This is a genomic window from Microvirga sp. (assembly GCF_014699075.1).
Classification (GTDB): Bacteria; Pseudomonadota; Alphaproteobacteria; order Rhizobiales; family Beijerinckiaceae; genus Microvirga.
Window position 1 is genome coordinate 131,984 of the sequence record NZ_JACXAB010000002.1, and the last position, 17,456, is coordinate 149,439.

The following is a 17,456-nucleotide window of genomic DNA, read 5'->3' on the forward strand; positions in this document are numbered from 1 at the left end:
ATCAGTAGCAAAACTACATCTTATTAGTTACCGTTTTGTATGACCTAGGCGCAACACGGAGTTTTTATCGTCTTAATAAGGGCTGGAACCAGCATCTGCTCGATAGAGCCGTGGAAGATCTCGCCTCTCATCGGCCCGCCCACAACGAGCGGTGCCACAATCCCGTCCTCTCGCAGGCCCGCCCCAAAGGTTGTGGTGAGCCAATGCCCGTGCGGCACCGCATCGACCACCCGCTGTCCGCGCGGCACTCTGCCGTAACGCCGGGTCATGTTGGTTGCGGTGCCGGTCTCATCGAGGAAGACGAAGCGGCTGGCATCCATGAAGCGCTGCCACACGCGAAAGCGGCGGCGCTCCTAGGCTAATCCGGCCGGTCCTGCTCGGCCGCCCGGAGCGTCTCTTTTTCATGCGTCAGATCCATGCGTTTGTGCGTCAGGTGAATGGTCGAGAGCGCCTACACCTCGATTCCGCGGGTGTGCAGTTCGGCACGGATCCTCGGGACGCGTGATGCCGGACTTCGCCTCTACCAAGGTGCGCAGCAAATCCTGATGTGGTTCGAGCACCGGACGACGATGGCCTCCAACCCGGTCCGGCGGGACCGAAGCGGTCTCGCGCAGACGCCGCATGAGCTTCTCGGCGGCCGAGGGACTGACTTCGTATCGAGCAGCCGCCTGGCGGATCGAGCTGCCCTTCTCGACTGCCCGTACGATGCGCTGGCGCAGATCTTGGGGCAACGGTGTGGCCATGGCGAGCCTCTGCTCGAGCCCCTGACCACTATCGAGTCAGATCCCGCGATTCCGTTCAACCCCCAACAACTTCAGAACCAGTGTCCAACCATATCAGAATTGGTTCAAGCAACTGCCTGGGTTGGCGAGTGCGTTGTAACGCAAGCTGACACCGCGTCCAGACACTGAAGGGCCGCAACGAGTTCGGGGGAGATGTTGAGACGCCTTACGTTGGTATCGATCATCACTTCAGCTTCACCAGTTGGCACGATGAACACTAATCCAGAAGATCCTGGAGGACGAAGCGCCTTCTCCCGGATGACGTCTCTAATCTGAGCAAGCCCGGCATCACCGCAGTTCTGCGAAAGCCGGATCTCGATCCTTGAAAGTGACATGTCTGTTATCCTGTCATTTCGATGCCGATGACGCCTTTCATCGCCTTGATCGCTTTGAGGCTGAGATCATCGGTTTTGATAGTGAGGCTCGTTTCCTTTGGCGGGTTCTTCCCGATTGCAATGAACAGACGGGAACCTGCAGTTGCTTGCGCCCTGAGTGCATTGCGGGAGCGGATTTCACCTAGGACTTGTACGGCCAGTGCTTGATCGAAGCACCGGACGACAGCGGCGTTGATAGCCTTCTGCTGCTCCGCATTGGCGGGGGACCATCGGGCGATAACCGGGCTTCCCCTAGACCAATCGAGTTCCGCCACCACGATCAGTGGCTCCTTCGATAGGATCGGAGGAACGACGTTTTCGCCAAAGCGTGCCTTCATGCTTGAGCAGGCATCACCAACTTGAACCTCAGTGATGATCTTGCCATCGGCGTTGCGGTCCTGAATGGCGATGATTTCGACCAGGACCTTCAAGGCGGTTTGATCTGGGGTGATCTCCCGCATCGTGCGGCGAGCCGTCGTGAGTGAGACGATCCCGTTGCTTCCGATCATATCGGCATAGATATCGATCGGGTGAGCGGCGAAGCGGTAGCCAAAGGCCTTTTCCTCGCCGGCAATCGCATCGGCTACCGTTAACGGTTCCACCGTAATTTTAAGGGGCATCGGCGCGGAACTGCCAAACAGGTCGCCCTGGTTCACACCAGCCGTTTTGCGGCTGGTGGCCTGCTTGCGGAGTGGCTCGGCCCCCGAGAGGTGATGAGCCCGAAGATTGATCCGCGCCTGATTGTCCTTAGGCGCCGAGAACTGATCGGCGGTCTGAACAGGCAAGCGGTCGAAGGCGCCGGCCAGAATAAGGCTCTGGATCTGCGTCTTGTTGATCAGGCCAAGGGTTCGTTCGGTGAAATCCTCAAGTGACCTGAATGGCCCCTCCTGGCGAAGCGCCGCGATCTCAGCGGCAAGGTCCCGACCGATGCCAGACAGAGCGCAGAGCGCATACCGGATCACCTTAGAACCGTCCTCGCGCCGCTCGATCTGGAAGCTGCGGCCGGAGACATTGATGTCTGGTGGCAGGACAATGATGCCGAGCTTCTTCGCCTCATCGACCGTTCGGGCCAGTTCATCGGTCCCGGACATTTCCTGGTCCATGTTCGCGGCCAGGAACTCGTGGGTGTGATGGCGCTTCAGGTAGGCAGTGATCCAGGTGATGAGCGCGTAGGCGGCGGCGTGGCTCTTGTTGAAGCCATAGGCGGCGAAGGGGAGCACGAAGTTATAGAGCTCCTCAGCGTCCTCGCGGCTCTCCCCCTGAGCGATGCACTTTTCGACGAAGATCGTGCGCTGCTTGGCAATCTCCTCGGGGATTTTCTTACCGATGGCTTTGCGCAGGACGTCGGCCTCGGCAAGGCTGTAGCCTGCAACGATCCGAGCCATCTGCATGATCTGCTCTTGGTAGATGATGATGCCGTAGGTTTCTGCGAGGGAAGCTTCGAGCTTCGGGTGCGGATAAGTCACCTTGGCGCGTCCGGCTTTTCGGGCCCCATAGAGCGGGATGTATTCCATCGGACCGGGGCGATAGAGAGCGACAAGCGCAATCAAATCCTCGAAGCGCGTCGGTTTAATTTCCTTGAGCGCCTTGGTCATGCCCGGGGATTCGATCTGGAACACACGAAGGGTCCAGCCGCGGTTGAGCATGGTAAAGGTCTGCTCATCCTCGAAAGGAAGGGCATAGGGATCAATCGATATGCCCTGCTTCTCCAGCAATCGGCGGGCGCGCTCTATGACCGTCAGGGTCTTGAGCCCGAGGAAGTCGAATTTGACGTGTCCGGTCGCCTCGGCTGCGCCCATTTCATACTGGACCACCGGCAGCGGGTCTGTACCAGGTGGGAACAGGGGGGCCGTTTCAAGCAGAGGGCGGTCGGAGATCACCACGCCGGCGGCGTGCTTGGTCGCGTGGGTGACGGTCCCTTCGAGGGTCTTGGCCGCCTCAAAAGCTTCGGCCAATTCGGGATTGGTCAGGGCGCGGGCAATGTTGGGATCGTCCTGGGCGTCTGCCAGAGATCCAATCCCCTGCGGAATGAGCCGGGAGAACGCTTCAACGGCACCAGGGGTCATGCCACGGGAGGCTGCAGCGGCCTTGAAGGCAGCCCGCGGCCCCATGGTGATGTAGGCGCCGATATGGGCCACACGGTCCTCGCCGTAGCGGTCCATGACATAGTTCATGACCTCCTGGCGGCGCGCTTCACAGAAGTCCACGTCGAAGTCGGGCAGGGACACGCGCTCAGGATTGATGAACCGCTCGAACAGCAGCCCGAACCGGAGGGGATCGAGTTCTGTGATCGAGAGCGTCCAGGCAACAAGCGATCCTGCGCCAGAGCCGCGACCCGGTCCGACCGGGATATTGTGCTCCTTGGACCAGGTGATGAAGTCCGAGACGATCAGGAAGTAACCGGCAAATCCTAAGCGGGTGATGTGGTCGAGCTCAAACTCAAGCCGGTCGAGATAATCCTGGCGCCTCTCCTGCATGTAGGGGTTTTGGGCAATCCTGGCTTTCAGGCCCTCGCGCGCCCGCTGCTTGATCTCCTCGATCTCGTCGTCGGCGCTAAGGCCCGGCATATGAGGAATGCGGGGCTGGCTGGAATGAACGAAAGCGTCCGACCGAGCTGCGATCGCGTCGGCGTTGGTCAGGGCCTGGGGAACGTCCTTGAACAGGAATTCCAGTTCAGGGGAGGATTTGAAGGCGACGGACTGGGCGATATTGCCCTTCTCGGCCAAGGCCTCAGCGGTGCTGGTTCGTTTGCGGCGGGAGACGAAGTCTACAATCTCTAGAGCTTCGCGGTCCTCAAGGGAGGCGTGGCGGATTTCGCTGGTGGCGACGACAGGCGGCTCTAGGCCTGCATCGTTCAGGAGTTCCAGCATTCTGGCTTCGATGGGATCGCGCCCGTCCCGACGCTCGATCTCAACGGCAAAGGTCACGCCGCTCGTATCCAGGCTGGAAAACAGGGTTTTGACGTAGGCACCCGCATTGCTGGAACGGGCGGCATTGGCCAAGAGACCGTCTTCGGTGGGTCCCGTCAGGAAATACAGGGTCTCGGCTTGGCCATCGAGAAGCGTCTGCAGCGGGACTGGCCCGAGATGGCAGGCAGAGGCGACCTTATAGAGCTGCTTCAGTCCGGCCTCGTTGCGGGCAATCAGTGTGACCCAGCCGGCGAGAGTGGTGTTCGCTTCCTCACCCTGGATCCGGGCTTCGACTGAAAGCCCGAGTATCGGCTTGATCTCGGCTTTCTTGGCAGCCTTACAGAACTCGTAAGCGCCAGCCATCGACGCACGGTCGCAGATACCGACACTATCCTGGCCAGCAGCCTTGGCGAGGCCGACGATGGCCTCCGGCGACAGGCAGGAGCGGCCGAGGGAGTAGTAGGACTCGGTTTTGATGTTGTTCGGCATCTCAGATCACAGAAGCTTCGTGGACCAGCCGCGGACAGCGGCGGCAGTCAGTGTATCTTTGGATGGTTGACCACCAGCAAACAGATCGTTCTGGGACTGCGGGGTTTCACGCTTGGCGAGCATCCTGATCCAGACCTCGGCCAGGAGGATGCAGTCCCGGATAGCGTCATGCTTTTTTGCCCGCTCCGCATCATAGAGGTCGAGGCGTCCCGCCACGGCGTCGAGGTTGCTCGTCTGGCCGGGCCAAAGAATTTTCACGGTATCGATAGAGTCGATGACCGGGTTGGGCAGAATCCGGAGGCCGTCCCGCTGGCAGGCATCGTTTAGGAAACCGATGTCGAAAGGCGCATTATGGAAAACCAGCGGAGCGTCACCGATTGCCTCTCGGAATTTCGGGTACACGTCCTTGAAGAGTGGGGCATTCTTCACCGCTGTGTCATGGATCCCGTGAGCCTCGAATGACCCATAGGAGATCCGTCGTCCTTCCGGGTTGATGTAGGAATGGAAGGTTCGCCCGGTTCGGGTGCGGTTGACGACTTCGACGGCGCCGAGCTCGATGATGCGGTCACCGTCATCAACACTCAGGCCGGTTGTCTCGGTGTCGGCAATCCAGAAACGTTCGACCGTAGGAGCGGCCGGTGTCGGATTATCTTGGTCGGATACGAGCATTGGTGGGTTCAACGGTTCTATTTTTGGGGTTTTGGCCACCCACGGGGGAGGTGGCTAAAATCCGAATTATGTTTTTGTCCTTATGCAACCCTTTTGGGCCAGGAAAGGGCAAGGGCGTGTCGGCTTGGAGGGTTAGGAACCCTTCCGCTTATTTTCGCCGACCCGGATGATCTGTCCCTCCGGCGTAGTGTTGTACCAGCCGGCCACGTGATAGACCTTCTCGCCACGGTTAAGCTTGCCTTTGAAGCAGGGGCGCCGGTGGGCGATGTCGTCAGGGGTCATCGAGAACGTGAAAATGGCACCATGGAGGACCTCGCCCGTCTCGCTCTTGCCGGAGACCGCCTGGAACGGGCGCTTATCCTTAGACATCTTCTGCTGGGTGGAGACCTGAAAGGTAACACCCTCCAGAACGATGCTCCCGAGGAGCGAAACAGAGCCGCGAGCCGATTCCTCGTTGAGCGTGCCGGAAATCGCAAAGGTACGTTGGGGGGCCATTGGCGGTCCTCGTTTGCTTTAGCGGCCCGAGCGCATGTTGTTCTCGAATCGCGAATTAAAATGCAGCGTTGCGTATTATCCTTCGCTTGTAATCGAAACGTGGCCTTAGAGAAACCGGCGCATAGCCTCCAGGAGCTGGTTGGGAAGGTCACTCACATGATTTATGGTTAGCCAGCCGGGGATCGGCAGGGTAGGAGCATCCTTTCCGATGCCGATGCCGATCAGGTGGATCCCTGAGGCAATGGCTACCTGAGCGGCTTCCTCGGCGGCGATTGGGTCGTTGGCTTCCCCATCGGTAACCAGGATCAGAACTTTCTTAGGGTGTCGCAGCCGGAACAGTTGGTGAGCGCCCTCCAGGATGGCTTCAGCGGTTGGCGTGCCGCCGCGCTGGCGTCTCAGTACCGAACCGACAGCCGGCCGCATCCGGGAGGGCGGCTCGCCGAATTGCTTGTGACGGACGATGGTGGGGTTGAGATCCTCATCGGTCGTGAAACTGTCAATGGCGAGGTCAATCTGGCGCTGGTGGCCGACAGCCTCGATGACCGCTCCCGTTGCCTGAAGGAGAATGTCGAGCCGTGTGGCCCTCCGCTTGCTGGTTTCCCGGGCACCTTCTGGGTCAACATCCGAGGAAAGCATGGACCTCGAAACATCGAGCATGAATTGCACGGCGGCGTTGCTCCCGGTTCCACGCTGGATCCGACGGAAGACATCAGGCTCGCCCATGGCTATACCCATGATGTTCTGATCGTCGAGCTCGCCCTCCAGCCGGTGGCGGCGGACGACCTTTCGCTGGCGGGACAAGAGAAGCGACCTGACGGCGGCTGACAGGGTCGTTGCGTCCCTGCTGGCGGTTTCCATGACTGTCCGGAAAGCCTCGTCGTCGCCTGCCTCCGGAGTGCTTGGTGCGATCATCAAAGGGCGCGAGAAAGCTCTGCGATATTGGCTTGGGAGCCTTCCGGCAGCCTCTGCTTCGGCTACCGCCTGGCGGTAGGCTCGTACATCGACCCTAGTGCGATCAACGACCCGTGCCACAACGTCGGAGATATCGAGTAAGGGAGCGTCCAGGCGATCCGCGGCGGCATCGCTTTCGAGTTGCTCTTTGAGAGCCGGGGTGAAGTCGGATTTGAGAGATCCAGATGACGAGGGGCCGGGGCCTGAACTTGCCGAGGTGTTAGCACCTTCCCCGCGGCTCAGGCCTGGGTTGTCACCAGTAGGCACGGAGGGGGTTGCCTCCGGCGATGGATCACAGGCTCGGGCAGGTTCCTTGCTTCGGCGCTCGTGAGATAGCCGAATGAGCAGATCGGAGAGGTGGAGCGCGATCGGATAGATATCAGGGTTGGTCCGGCAGCGGACGATCAAGGGCCAGTAGTGCTCTACGATATCAATGGCCTCTTGGTCCACATGAGCCCTCATGTACTCGATGGCGACTTGAGCTGTCGGCGCGCAGGGGTAGCCATTAGCCACCGTGCCGAACCAGGTGAGCGCCTGGTGGACATTTGGGATCAGCCGCGGGGCTGTCGTCTGATCCCGTGCTTGGAGCTCCTTGAGTTCCCGGGCAACGATGTGATTGCGGGTGAATCCAATGTTCACATGGGAGCCGGGGAATGCTTTCCCGCCCAGTGACTCAATACGGTAGTCTTCCGCGCAATTCTCCGTCTTAATGAATAGCCTCAGCCGAAACTTCTGGGCTTTATCCATCTGGGAAACTGGCGCACCGATTGCCCTCTCGATCCACGGAAGGCGGGCCGCGAGAGTGCTGTAAAGGGGATGGAAGACCTCGTGGTTTCCGTACCCGCGTAGGATCTTAGCGTCGGCCTCGTTGTATTGGCTTTGGGGCCAAATGGCAGGTAGGACGATGTTGAGACCATCGGTGAATGCCTGGTCGCCCCTGAAGAGAATGTGGAAACGTCGGTTGCCCATCGCCGAGAGAGTGGAGGTGATCTCCCGGCGCAGGATGTATCCCGGAATCATGCTCATGGTACTGTCGCTTAGAAGGGGGCCGGAGGGTTCCAATCCGGTCCATAGATCTGGTGGGCAAGCTCGGAGATCGTCTTAGCGTCGGCCATGGTTGGCGCGCGCCCATAGAGAATGCGCCGGACTGCCTCACATTCATTGCGGTCGAAGGTGGCAAGCCGCGCCGTCGCTTCAAGTTGCCGGAAGCTGCAGGTCGTGCTGATTTCGCCCTTCTTGTAGGCGGCCCGAATGAGGTTGGCGACTTTGATGATCCTGTCGGCGCCGGTCTGGGTCTGGATGACACCCCTATCAAAGAGGATCTGGGCCTCGTCATCCGGACTCTGGTAGTCGAAATCGACCCAAACCTGAAAGCGGTCGCGGGTGGCTTCCGCCATCTCGTTGATCATCTGGTACCGATTGAGAGCATCGGCGCGGCCCTTCGTGTTGGCGGTGGCCATAAGCGCCACGTTCCGGTGTGGCGGAACAAACCGGCCCTCGTCCTCGAGGATGGTTATGCCCTCGCCCTCATAAACCTGGTGAGCAATGTATTGGAGATCGGGATCGGCCCGGTCGATCTCATCGAGGTCAATCACCGCCGGCTGACCGATGGCCTGGGTCAGCATGCCATCAAACCATCGGGTTTCCGATCCTTGGTGAGTGCTGATCTGCTTGAAGCCGCCGAGCATGTCCCGTTTGCCCATCTCGCCGTGCATGGGAATGCGGTACCAGGGGCGTCGGAGCCTTGCAGCGATCTCCCTGGTGCACGTGGTCTTGCCGGAGCCAGGGGGACCAGTCAGGACGGAATTGTACCCATTCTCCATGGCCCAGAGGATGTGGCGCAGATCGTCAACGTTGAAACGATAAGTGGGGTCGACGACTGGGACTCGGGAATGACGGCCGGTCCACTCGAAGAGTGTGACAGGGAAGTCGAGCTTATCGGCATCGGTGGGGTGGCGCAGGGCATCTACGAAAAGATCGGCAGCCTTGACCTGGCGGGAGTGGCCCTCTGGATACTGACCCGTCGCCGAGACAGAATGGTTTGAGGCGACGAGGGCTGGCTTTGCGATAGCAGCGCGATCGGCCTCCAGAAGCTTGTCGAAGAGGCTGACGAGCGTCTTGAACTTGCCACTTGTGGCTCGGTCGATCAATCGGTCGCCAGTAGAGAGGAGGTCGCGGTCGACGTGCAGGCGCCCGAGAGGCTCATATGAGCTTTCCCCGCCCTGACCGGTGGTGGGATCAGGAGCGTGGGAAAGAGTTTCTTCAAACTCATCTTCCTGGGCTGGCAGGGGTTCAGAGACGTCCGGGGTGTGCTGTACGAATTGGGCCAGCGCTTCAGCCAGGACGTTGTCACTGACGGGCTTCATTTTCTCGCGCAGCTTCTCGATTTCGCCCTGGTGGGCTGGCTCGGTCAGCGCCTTGCAGAATTCGAGATGATTGTCCGAGGCTGGGTCGAAGCGAACCTGCTCCATGGCTTTGCGAACAACGGTCTGAGCGTCAGCCAAAGCGGCGGCGAGAAGCGTCTGTGCCTGTTGAGGGCCGAGTTTGTCTGCTAGAACGCCGCGGATATGGTCAGCGACCTCATCAGGCTCTCCAAAAAACGAACCGCTTCGCAATCTGGTCAGGCGGAAATAGGTCTTTTTGACGTAAAGACCGACAACGAGATTGTGGATTTGGGATTTTTGTTCGTCGATCTCAAACATTGGGGTTTACTTTTATGAGTAGCTTTCCCACTCCTGTTTTCGATGAAAGTCATTCCCGCGTAATTACTAGGTGCGACACTGGAATTAGGTTGATGAGGAGCCTCGGAGGCAGGACCGGCGTGTATATTGCCGCCACCAATTTGGGTCACTATTCTGGATAGGTGGCGTTGAGGGAGGACGTTTCATGATTCAGTATCAAGTCGTTCCCACTACTCATTCTCTTGGGAGAGAACCAATACTCACATGGTGAGAGGCAGCGGCACCAGCGACAGGGAGACGGCTTCCCTCGCAAAATTTGTAAGGGAGTTCCAACGGCTTTCGAAGCCCGAACTGGCCTTGGTCGAGCCTTCACAGTCAGAGGCGACTACTGCTGGCAGCAGCTTGGCCTCTTTTGCGACTTTCCTTGCGAGATTTAGAGAACTGTCGAGCCCAAACTCTACGAGCCTGAACAAGGCCGAGGATGCTCCGAGATATCGGCTAGAGACGTTCCTGGTGGAGTTCAGCCGGCTACGGCGCGACGTTCCTCCAGAGCCGCAGCGTCCGGCCGAGGTTATTCCGGACCAGGAGACACTGCGAAACTTTTTGGAGCACTTTAGGAGGCTTTCCGAAGCAAGCATCCGAAGCGGCGAGCAGATCGACATCTGGTCGATATCGGGCCTCGGGAAGAACGAAGTTCGGAACGCATCCGTGTTGGCTTGGCTCCTCGATAAGCGACAAACCCACGGGAAGGGAGCCGCGATCCTCCAAGCGCTATTAGATCGCCTTTCCAAACGGCATGTTGGTGAGTTTCCGCTGTCCGTTGACGATGCGAAGCAATATCGGGTGTCTACAGAACATTACTCGCTAGACAATGATGCGAACCGTGTCGACATCGTTATCGATGGTTCGGATTTCACAGCTTTTATCGAGGTCAAGATCGCTGCCCGTGAGGGCGAAGAACAGATCGACCGGTATCTGGACCTGCTTGAGCGACGTGCAAAGGCCTTGGGCCGAGATCGTATCGGGCTAGTCTTTCTCACCAGATCTGGCGACAAGCCGAGAAACGTGGTCTCTCCTCGGGTTATCATTGCGACGTGGGATGATGTAGCACGCGCAATAGAGGAGACAATAAAGCGCCAGCAGAGCGGTGGGACCACTTTCGTGGACCGCTTACTCACGCAATTCGCCCAGCATATTGCTCGATTCTAAACGGGAAAAGCACGATGTCTTCAAATCAAATGGACGCTCTGATTGTTCGCCATCTCTCGGACATTGATGCTGCTGCGCGAAGGCTGAGCTACGAACTCGAAGCCAAAGTAGGCAAAGCCATCGATGTGCTTATTGAGGAATGGGCTGAGAAGAGCGGTTGGGAAGGTAGCTTTAGCTGGGATCAGGTTGATCTGTATTTCTACCCAAAGGAATGGGAATACACTGAAGAGGGGAGCGATGAGCCATCCCAGTACGGCTACTTTTATCTCTACTCAGGTCCAGGGGACAACTTCGATGATAATGCGCAGGTCGATTATTTCTGGCTAACGAGGCTCTGCGGCGCCGGCAGGGGCGAACTCGCCTTCTGGTGGGAGTACGAAAAGGGCACGGTCGCCCCGAAGGGTAAGAAGTGGAAGCAGTTCGTCAATCCTTATATCGAGAGGCTGAAAGCTGCGGGTTTCAATTATCACGAGGACGACGGCATATTCTATCGCCCGGTCCGGGTTGACGCTGAGAGTCTAGCGAAGGCAGTCGAAAATGAGTCGATCGAAGATGCTCTCAAACCTATTGAGGCAGCATTGGAAGCTTGCCTCGCGGCACAGCCGATCTTTGATGAGATCCTGACTGCAGCAAAATCCCATTTCAAAGCTGCGGCTTAGTGGCGTCATCTCGCGACGGCACGAACATTCTGTGCGTGTTGCACCTGGAACCGCGTGAAGGCCAATAGCGAACCTTTGGACTCCTTGAAGCTGTCCATAAGGATCTTCCGCATCTTGCGTGTCTGACTCCCGGTCGGCTGTTCAATCCGGGTCGACTCCAGAACTGTGAACAAGGAGACGTTCTGGCGAACAGCCTCATGACCAATCCTGGAAAGATCGCTTGAGGTCGCCTTGTGCGGCCGAGCGGGTTTGATATCGCGAACCTGTCCCTGCTTTCGCCCAGCGCTACCTTCAGTCTTCTCAAAGAGCAGGTAGGCCCGCGAACCTTCCGGACGAACAGCGAACAGGGTCTTATCGCCTGTATGAAGACCAATGACTTCGGTCGAATCACCTTCCCTGGAGAGCTTTCGCCAAGGGCGGTAGCTGGACGCCTTTGAGCCTTCAACGAGATAGGCCTCGATCTCGATGTAGTCCTCCATTCTCCCGTGCAGAGTGGTGGAGGCGCCCATATCAATGACCAGACATTCCGTCTTGTCGAAGGTGGTCGCGCCGCTGGCGTCTCGCTCCGTGTGAGCCCGCATTCCGCGGCCTTCCATCTGCTGCTTCTCAGCCCGGCTCGTGATTTCCTTTGCGTTCAGGATGCAGGCGGTTTTCGTCTCGTCCACACCCTCAATGAGCATGTCGACCGAAACAAGAACCTGGGTCTTGCCTGAACGGTAATCCGCAAAGGCCTGATCCCTCTTAGGCTTGGGCATCTTGGAGTGGACCGTCTGAACGGCAACGTTGGCAGCCTTGAAGCTCTTGGCGAGACTCTCGGCATCCTCGATCGTGCCTGTATAGGCGAAGGTCGGCATCTGGGAGCCACCTTCTCGTGCCCAGGCCTGAACGCATCGCTTGTGGTAGTCCGCCGGTCGGTTCTTGCGGATGTGGCTCTGGATCCCAGACTGGGTCTCGACCGGGTTAGTCGGGTCGATAAACTTACTGACCGCCGCCTCAATAGAGGAGCCGTCCTTCAGGGCGACATACGGGGTGACGGTCCTAGTGGGGACGATAGCGCCGATTCTGAGAGCTTCCTTATAGGTCACACGAAGCATCGTCGCCTGGGCAAGATCTGGGTGGAGCGCCTTGCCGTCCGGCCGTTCATGGGTCGCCGTGGCGCCCATCACGGCCAGTTTAGGATTGCGAGCTCTGGCCGCGCTGATGATAGCGGAGTGCTGAGAGTCGGGGTCGTCGCTGGCGTGCTGGCATTCGTCGACGATCAGGAGATCGTACATCTTCATATTGTTGACGTTCGCCATGACGGTTTCAGGAAGGGCATAAACGATCTGTCCCGACTGATCGAAATTGCCGGCGATCCCAAGGGAAGTGCTCTTGTGCCCAAGGCTTTCGGCCCGTCGCTTGTTCTGTTCTGCGACCGCGATGCGGTCCTGCATGACCAGGATGTTGGCCTGCGGATTCCGCTGGATCGCTTTGTCGATGACGTCCGTGAACATGTTCGTCTTGCCCGACCCTGTCGGTGACACAACGAGGACGTTTTGCCCTTCCGCCAGAAGTTCAGAGGCCTGGGCGGTCACGCGATCTTGCATCGCCTGTCTGAGTTCGTGATTAACGGGCATCAGAGAATCCGAAAGGGGCTGGTTGGCTCTGGAACGCAACTTGGATTCCCCACCATAGCACGGAAGCGGAGCCATAAGAAGAATAAAGCGTAAAAATGTGTTTCTAATTCGGGGAATGTGTTAAAAGCACCCGTCTACAAGGAGTGGTCAATGGCACGGATGAAGCCACATAACGACGGGTTCGGGGTAAAGGCAGACAGGCACCTGGATAGCCCTTCCTCCCAGAGCCGCCCCCATGAGCGTGCAGACGGGCATGCTGCGGATTCGAGGTCGCCCGACGCGAGCACCCGACGCCGGAACGACAACGGGAAGGACGACAACGGCGGCTTCGGCGATGCCGTTAACTCCTTCCTCGGCAGGAATAACAGGGCCGAGAAGCTGGCGGAGGCCGGTGGAACGCTGGCCCAGTGGGGCGGCTATGCGGCTCTGGCCGCCGGGTTCGCCTATGGATCGATGGAGTTGCTCGACCTAGCCCGTCGCACGATGAGCAAGTACCTGACGGGCGTGGATCCTGATGCCGCAGCGAGTGCCAACCTCGAAGCCCAGAAGAAGACCTGGGAGGAAAAAGCGGTTCGTCTGGACCAGCCTGGAATGCAAGCTGCGAACGGCAAACTGGCCGGGATAGCTGGCCAAGCAGGGATCAATCTTCCTGGTCAGCCGCAGAGTGAAGGTGGCAAGTCTGTCTCCGAAGGCAAGGTTTCCTCGTTGGGCTCTACCGATACAAAGACCTTCGTCGTGGGCCAGAAAGACCCAGCGGGTAAGGGCGATCAGGGTGTTATCGCTCTCTCAACAGGCGCCGGTCGTGAAACCCTTTCTGCTTATTCCCAGTCGTCTGAGGAGGGGATCGCGCGCAAGCGGAACTTTGTGAGCGAGCTGCCGGAGGGTTCGGTGAAAATTGGCCCGGATGGAGTTCAGATATCGGCGCAGGCGGACAAAGCCCTTCAGATCGGCAAGAAGTCTATGCAGGAGAGCCCCCTTGAGGCATCGGTTTCCGCGGGCAATCGTGAGACCGATGTCATGACGATGCTGAACCGGGAGGGCAGGGTCACCAAAGAGGCGAGGTTCTCCGGCCGTGAAGGGCACGGCGCCGTCGAGATCTCAGAGGGGCGGGCAGTGTTCTCCCAACTCGACCAGTACGGGAAGCCGACGTCCAGCCGAGAGGTCAAGGATCCTGGGATCTCCGTTTCACCTGAAACGGGCGTCGAGAGCCTTCCGAAGAACCTGCAGAACCAAATCGGGGCGTTTGCATCTGATCCATCGAAGTTCCCTGAAGGATTACAGTTGTCGGCAGCCGATAAAGTGATGGAGCAAGCCAAGGCGATGAATTTGGTTCCGATGAGCCGGAGTATCGATCTGCGGCAGCTTGGACCAGCGCGGGACCACGGCCTATCGCGTTAGCTGTCATACTACCTGGCTATCGACCCGGCGCTTCCCAGCGCCGGGTTTCTTTGTTGAAAACGCTCGCAGTCCGACTGTGCATTGCATTGAAGTTCGCCCATTCTCGCTCGGCGATGTAGTGGACTTCCCCGGAGCTGAATGATGGCAAGGACCTGTGTTATCGCTGCGTACGGGCTACTCGCCTTGAGTGTCTGTTGCGTTGCTGCCACTAACGCGGTCCAAGCAATCGAGGCCCCGTCAGCTTCACAAAGCACAATGGGAGGCCCGGTCAGGATGGAGGATCTTGGTATTGTCCTCCCCCAGCCGATTATCATCCCGCGGAGCCCAGCTAAGCCCCAAGCGGAGGCGCCTCCGGCTTTGACTAAAGAGGAGGAGAAGGCTGCGGAACTAGCCCGATATGGGGAATGGTGTGGCGGGCCGAGAGATCTGAAGCAGTGCACCGATTCTATTATCTACTTGGACCAAGAGATCAGAAGGCGTGAGGCAATCGTCCGGAGAACCAAGAACCCAAATAATATGGGAAATCTTGGCCTTGCGATTACCGGCTGCCCGGAATACTGCCGGATGCGCTACTTTCCATCCGACTCTCCTGAGGAATGCAAAGAGACGATCGCAACATTCCAGCGCATGGCGCGTATAAAGCCCTATCTCCGCAAGTCGGACTTTCGTCAGTCGCTGACAGACAGTTGTGGCAAATTCTAACTGCTGATCCTAGTTATATGAATAAGAAGTTGTCCGCGGTCAGGTGGAGTCCCGCCTTGACATTAGCTATGGTGATTTGGGGCCTATAGCCTGTGCCATCTGCATCGTAATAAATGGCTCCCTTAGCCTTGTCGTAAACGATCTTATCATTGCTATCGAGCGCCTGGCTTCCATAAACAAACGAGTCATCGCTGACTTTCGCTTTTCCGCCAGGCCTGTCGATCAACACCCTATCTGACCGGGTGGAGAAGTCGGCTATCCGGTCGCGGCCGGTATCCTTGATGTCGAAGACAAAACTGTCGGAGCCTGCACCACCATAGAGGGTGTCATTGCCGGCACCGCCTGCCAATGTGTCGTCGCCACCGGCGGCTTTGACAACATCTCTGCCTGCAAAACCGATTAGATAGTCATTGAGGGGTGAGCCATAGACGGAATCGTTCTTTGAAAGGAGCAGGCTCAAAAAGCCTTTACCATCTCCAGCAAGGACCCGTGCGGCCATGTTTTGAACGTTGATGCTGAGGCCCGTAAATCTGAACGACGGTATCCCCTGCATCTCCTCTGAGTAAGATGTGACTGTACCACCATCAATCGCACCATTTGCACGGTAGCTAAAGTTGTAGCCTTTGAAGGACGACACCTCCGTACCGTCCGTGACAATTCGAAACGAAGTTTCCGCGCGATTGGTCCATTGGCCACGTTGCAACCCGGAGATATCCACCTTGTCCATTCTAGCCCGGAAGGCTTCTCCGGCTTTAAACGTCGCCATGTTGATCTACCCCTAATTCAGATTGATGCCGTCTGTATCAGCTTTTGCCTATGGAAGCATGGCGGTTCACCTAGAGCAAGCGCCTGGAGACAGGATCCCGATAAACGACGTTCCCTCCCGGTATGGCTGCGATTATGGGATTTGGGGAACTGAGCAACAAAAAAGCCCGGTGTAAAACACCGGGCCTTCTCTCTGCTCCTCAAGGGGGAGATTGAGGATCAGAACTTGTAGTTCAAGCCGGCGCGAACGACGGTGAACTTCGTGTCGGACGTTGCTACGAAGGTGTCCTCCGCAAGCGCATCGAAATCACCCGTGTATGTGCCCGTGACCTCCGTCTTGCCGAGGTCGACGTATAGAGCTTCACCGCGAAGAATGAGGTTGTCGGTCAGGGCGTATTCCGCGCCCGCACCGATCGTCCAACCGAACTTCGTGTCGGATGTGTTGCCTGTCCAAACGTCTCCGGGTCGGCCAAGGCGGTTGTAAGTGGCCGTATCGACGGCGCTGACCTCAACCGATCCATAGGCCAGACCACCGGTCGCATACACGAGGACACGGTTGACGGGGATGAAGCCGACGCGGGCGCGGACTGTGCCGAACCAATCGAGCTTGGAACGGGCGTCCAGCGATTCAACCGTGAAGCCCTGATCGAGAGAACCGGAAGCCGCGCTCTCAAGGTCGGCATAGTTGACGTCAGCCTCGAGACCGACGAGGAAGCTTCCGAGTTGGTAGTTGTAACCGATCTGGGCGCCGCCGGCGAAGCCATCGCCGTCCGAATGGTGGAAGCCCTCGAATGCCGGATTGTTGAAGAAGAAGCCCTCATCGCTCGAAACGGAGAGGTTATCCTCGTGCGACCATCCATAGCCGCCGTTCACACCAGCGTAGAAGCCGGTCCAACTGAACGAAGTGCTAGCGACGCGCACTGCTGGGCCTGGTACGGGCTGGGCCGAGTACGGGAGATCGGCAGCTGCAGCGGGGAGGGCGAACATCGCCATGGCGGCGCAGGCGGCAAGCGAAAGGAACGAACGGTACTTCATGTAAACCTCAGTTCTGGAGTTGAGAAGGACGAGCCGGCCGATATGTGCTGCCGACTTGCGGGAGAGAGGGCTATTGGGCGTCTCTTCCCGCGTTACGACGCGCGCTCGGAAGCGCGGGCTTTTGGGGTTTTCAGATCGTCTCTGGCAATGACCTACTGGGAATTCCGATTAGAATGATCCGAGAAGGTTCCGCGAAGCGACGATGCGCTCATGCTCACGGACGCTGAGCCAGCGGGAAGTGGCGGTAAAGGCGTGCATGATGATGATGCCGAGAGCGAATACCGCAGGCATCTTGAACCCGTAAGGGACAGCAGCGAGGACAAAGGTCAGCCCATAGACCGCTCGGTTCTGGTAGAATTCGAGTGTCCGCTGCCAACGTTTTAGGACGTGGAGCTTGCTCGCCTCGCTTTTGGCGGCATTGCGGCTCCTAAGGTATCGTAGCCGCCAATCGCGATAAATGTCCTCTTTCCATGTGATCCGTTCAAGGCCAAAGGCTTGTAACACCCGCCGGTACCTGGGCGAGCGCAGCATTCCTACGGCTGCCAAGAGGGCAAGGATGGCTAATGTCAGCCATCCTGCCAACCCGACGAGATTGAGAACGAGCAGCAATGCTAGCGCCACTCGCTCCTCAATTGCGGCTGAGATAGTCCTGTCGTCTGTCAGCGATGTTTTCATATTACGATTCGCAAATCGCGTCCTTGTTTTGCACCTTATATCAGCAT

15 protein-coding genes are annotated in these 17,456 nt (G+C 58.2%); 3 read left to right on the plus strand and 12 right to left on the minus strand.

Annotated elements, in window-relative coordinates:
• Positions 1 to 44: 44 nt before the first annotated feature.
• From IC232_RS03670 to IC232_RS03705, 8 genes are all read right to left on the minus strand, one after another.
• Entirely contained in the window at positions 45 to 335 is a 291-nt protein-coding gene (locus tag IC232_RS03670; RefSeq protein ID WP_190843564.1) for a transposase, read from the minus strand.
• Between the two features lie 66 nt (positions 336 to 401).
• Positions 402 to 743 carry a helix-turn-helix domain-containing protein gene (locus IC232_RS03675; protein ID WP_190843565.1) on the minus strand — a complete coding sequence of 114 codons (342 nt, stop codon included), beginning with the start codon at positions 741 to 743 and terminating at the stop codon, positions 402 to 404.
• A gap of 104 nt (positions 744 to 847) precedes the next feature.
• A complete protein-coding gene (locus IC232_RS03680) occupies positions 848 to 1,117 on the minus strand; it encodes a hypothetical protein (RefSeq protein ID WP_190843566.1) in 270 nt (89 codons plus the stop codon).
• A 5-nt stretch (positions 1,118 to 1,122) separates the two neighbouring features.
• On the minus strand, positions 1,123 to 4,554 hold the full coding sequence (locus IC232_RS03685) for a DNA polymerase III subunit alpha (protein ID WP_190843567.1): 3,432 nt from the start codon (positions 4,552 to 4,554) through the stop codon (positions 1,123 to 1,125).
• Positions 4,555 to 4,560: 6 nt separating this feature from the next.
• Positions 4,561 to 5,223, minus strand: a complete 663-nt coding sequence (locus tag IC232_RS03690; RefSeq protein WP_190843568.1) for an exonuclease domain-containing protein — start codon at positions 5,221 to 5,223, stop codon at positions 4,561 to 4,563.
• Between the two features lie 132 nt (positions 5,224 to 5,355).
• Positions 5,356 to 5,718, minus strand: coding sequence for a hypothetical protein (locus IC232_RS03695; RefSeq protein ID WP_190843569.1), 363 nt, complete (start codon positions 5,716 to 5,718; stop codon positions 5,356 to 5,358).
• A 105-nt stretch (positions 5,719 to 5,823) separates the two neighbouring features.
• A complete protein-coding gene (locus IC232_RS03700) occupies positions 5,824 to 7,695 on the minus strand; it encodes a vWA domain-containing protein (protein ID WP_190843570.1) in 1,872 nt (623 codons plus the stop codon).
• Between the two features lie 11 nt (positions 7,696 to 7,706).
• Positions 7,707 to 9,371, minus strand: coding sequence for an AAA family ATPase (locus tag IC232_RS03705; protein WP_190843571.1), 1,665 nt, complete (start codon positions 9,369 to 9,371; stop codon positions 7,707 to 7,709).
• Positions 9,372 to 9,614: 243 nt separating this feature from the next.
• Between IC232_RS03705 and IC232_RS03710 the strand changes: the two genes are divergently transcribed.
• Together IC232_RS03710 and IC232_RS03715 are read left to right on the plus strand one after the other, a co-directional pair.
• The gene (locus IC232_RS03710) at positions 9,615 to 10,559 is read left to right on the plus strand and encodes a PD-(D/E)XK nuclease family protein (RefSeq protein ID WP_190843572.1); all 945 of its coding nucleotides are present in this window, start codon (positions 9,615 to 9,617) and stop codon (positions 10,557 to 10,559) included.
• 14 nt (positions 10,560 to 10,573) lie between these two features.
• Positions 10,574 to 11,218 carry a hypothetical protein gene (locus IC232_RS03715; protein ID WP_190843573.1) on the plus strand — a complete coding sequence of 215 codons (645 nt, stop codon included), beginning with the start codon at positions 10,574 to 10,576 and terminating at the stop codon, positions 11,216 to 11,218.
• 5 nt (positions 11,219 to 11,223) lie between these two features.
• Here IC232_RS03715 and IC232_RS03720 read toward each other — a convergent pair whose 3' ends face one another.
• The gene (locus tag IC232_RS03720; RefSeq protein WP_190843574.1) at positions 11,224 to 12,834 is read right to left on the minus strand and encodes a DEAD/DEAH box helicase; all 1,611 of its coding nucleotides are present in this window, start codon (positions 12,832 to 12,834) and stop codon (positions 11,224 to 11,226) included.
• Between the two features lie 117 nt (positions 12,835 to 12,951).
• On the opposite strand from IC232_RS03720, the gene IC232_RS03725 reads away from it, so the two are divergent.
• The gene (locus IC232_RS03725; RefSeq protein ID WP_190843575.1) at positions 12,952 to 14,232 is read left to right on the plus strand and encodes a hypothetical protein; all 1,281 of its coding nucleotides are present in this window, start codon (positions 12,952 to 12,954) and stop codon (positions 14,230 to 14,232) included.
• Between the two features lie 715 nt (positions 14,233 to 14,947).
• On the opposite strand, the gene IC232_RS03730 is transcribed toward IC232_RS03725, so the two are convergent.
• The 3 genes from IC232_RS03730 to IC232_RS03740 all read right to left on the minus strand — a co-directional run bounded on the left by IC232_RS03730 (position 14,948) and on the right by IC232_RS03740 (position 17,409).
• Positions 14,948 to 15,700 (minus strand): calcium-binding protein, encoded by a 753-nt coding sequence (locus tag IC232_RS03730; protein ID WP_190843576.1) that lies wholly within the window; start codon positions 15,698 to 15,700, stop codon positions 14,948 to 14,950.
• 218 nt (positions 15,701 to 15,918) lie between these two features.
• Entirely contained in the window at positions 15,919 to 16,734 is an 816-nt protein-coding gene (locus IC232_RS03735; RefSeq protein WP_190843577.1) for an outer membrane protein, read from the minus strand.
• Between the two features lie 168 nt (positions 16,735 to 16,902).
• Positions 16,903 to 17,409, minus strand: a complete 507-nt coding sequence (locus tag IC232_RS03740; RefSeq protein ID WP_190843578.1) for a hypothetical protein — start codon at positions 17,407 to 17,409, stop codon at positions 16,903 to 16,905.
• Positions 17,410 to 17,456 lie beyond the last annotated feature (47 nt).

Excerpts from the sequence above, each read along its gene's own strand:
- IC232_RS03675 (WP_190843565.1), bottom strand. The coding sequence starts at position 743 with ATGGCCACACCGTTGCCCCAAGATCTGCGCCAGCGCATCGTACGGGCA.
- IC232_RS03680 (WP_190843566.1), bottom strand. The coding sequence starts at position 1,117 with ATGTCACTTTCAAGGATCGAGATCCGGCTTTCGCAGAACTGCGGTGAT.
- IC232_RS03685 (WP_190843567.1), bottom strand. The coding sequence starts at position 4,554 with ATGCCGAACAACATCAAAACCGAGTCCTACTACTCCCTCGGCCGCTCC.
- IC232_RS03690 (WP_190843568.1), bottom strand. The coding sequence starts at position 5,223 with ATGCTCGTATCCGACCAAGATAATCCGACACCGGCCGCTCCTACGGTC.
- IC232_RS03695 (WP_190843569.1), bottom strand. The coding sequence starts at position 5,718 with ATGGCCCCCCAACGTACCTTTGCGATTTCCGGCACGCTCAACGAGGAA.
- IC232_RS03700 (WP_190843570.1), bottom strand. The coding sequence starts at position 7,695 with ATGAGCATGATTCCGGGATACATCCTGCGCCGGGAGATCACCTCCACT.
- IC232_RS03705 (WP_190843571.1), bottom strand. The coding sequence starts at position 9,371 with ATGTTTGAGATCGACGAACAAAAATCCCAAATCCACAATCTCGTTGTC.
- IC232_RS03710 (WP_190843572.1), top strand. The coding sequence starts at position 9,615 with ATGGTGAGAGGCAGCGGCACCAGCGACAGGGAGACGGCTTCCCTCGCA.
- IC232_RS03715 (WP_190843573.1), top strand. The coding sequence starts at position 10,574 with ATGTCTTCAAATCAAATGGACGCTCTGATTGTTCGCCATCTCTCGGAC.
- IC232_RS03720 (WP_190843574.1), bottom strand. The coding sequence starts at position 12,834 with ATGCCCGTTAATCACGAACTCAGACAGGCGATGCAAGATCGCGTGACC.
- IC232_RS03730 (WP_190843576.1), bottom strand. The coding sequence starts at position 15,700 with ATGGCGACGTTTAAAGCCGGAGAAGCCTTCCGGGCTAGAATGGACAAG.
- IC232_RS03735 (WP_190843577.1), bottom strand. The coding sequence starts at position 16,734 with ATGAAGTACCGTTCGTTCCTTTCGCTTGCCGCCTGCGCCGCCATGGCG.
- IC232_RS03740 (WP_190843578.1), bottom strand. The coding sequence starts at position 17,409 with ATGAAAACATCGCTGACAGACGACAGGACTATCTCAGCCGCAATTGAG.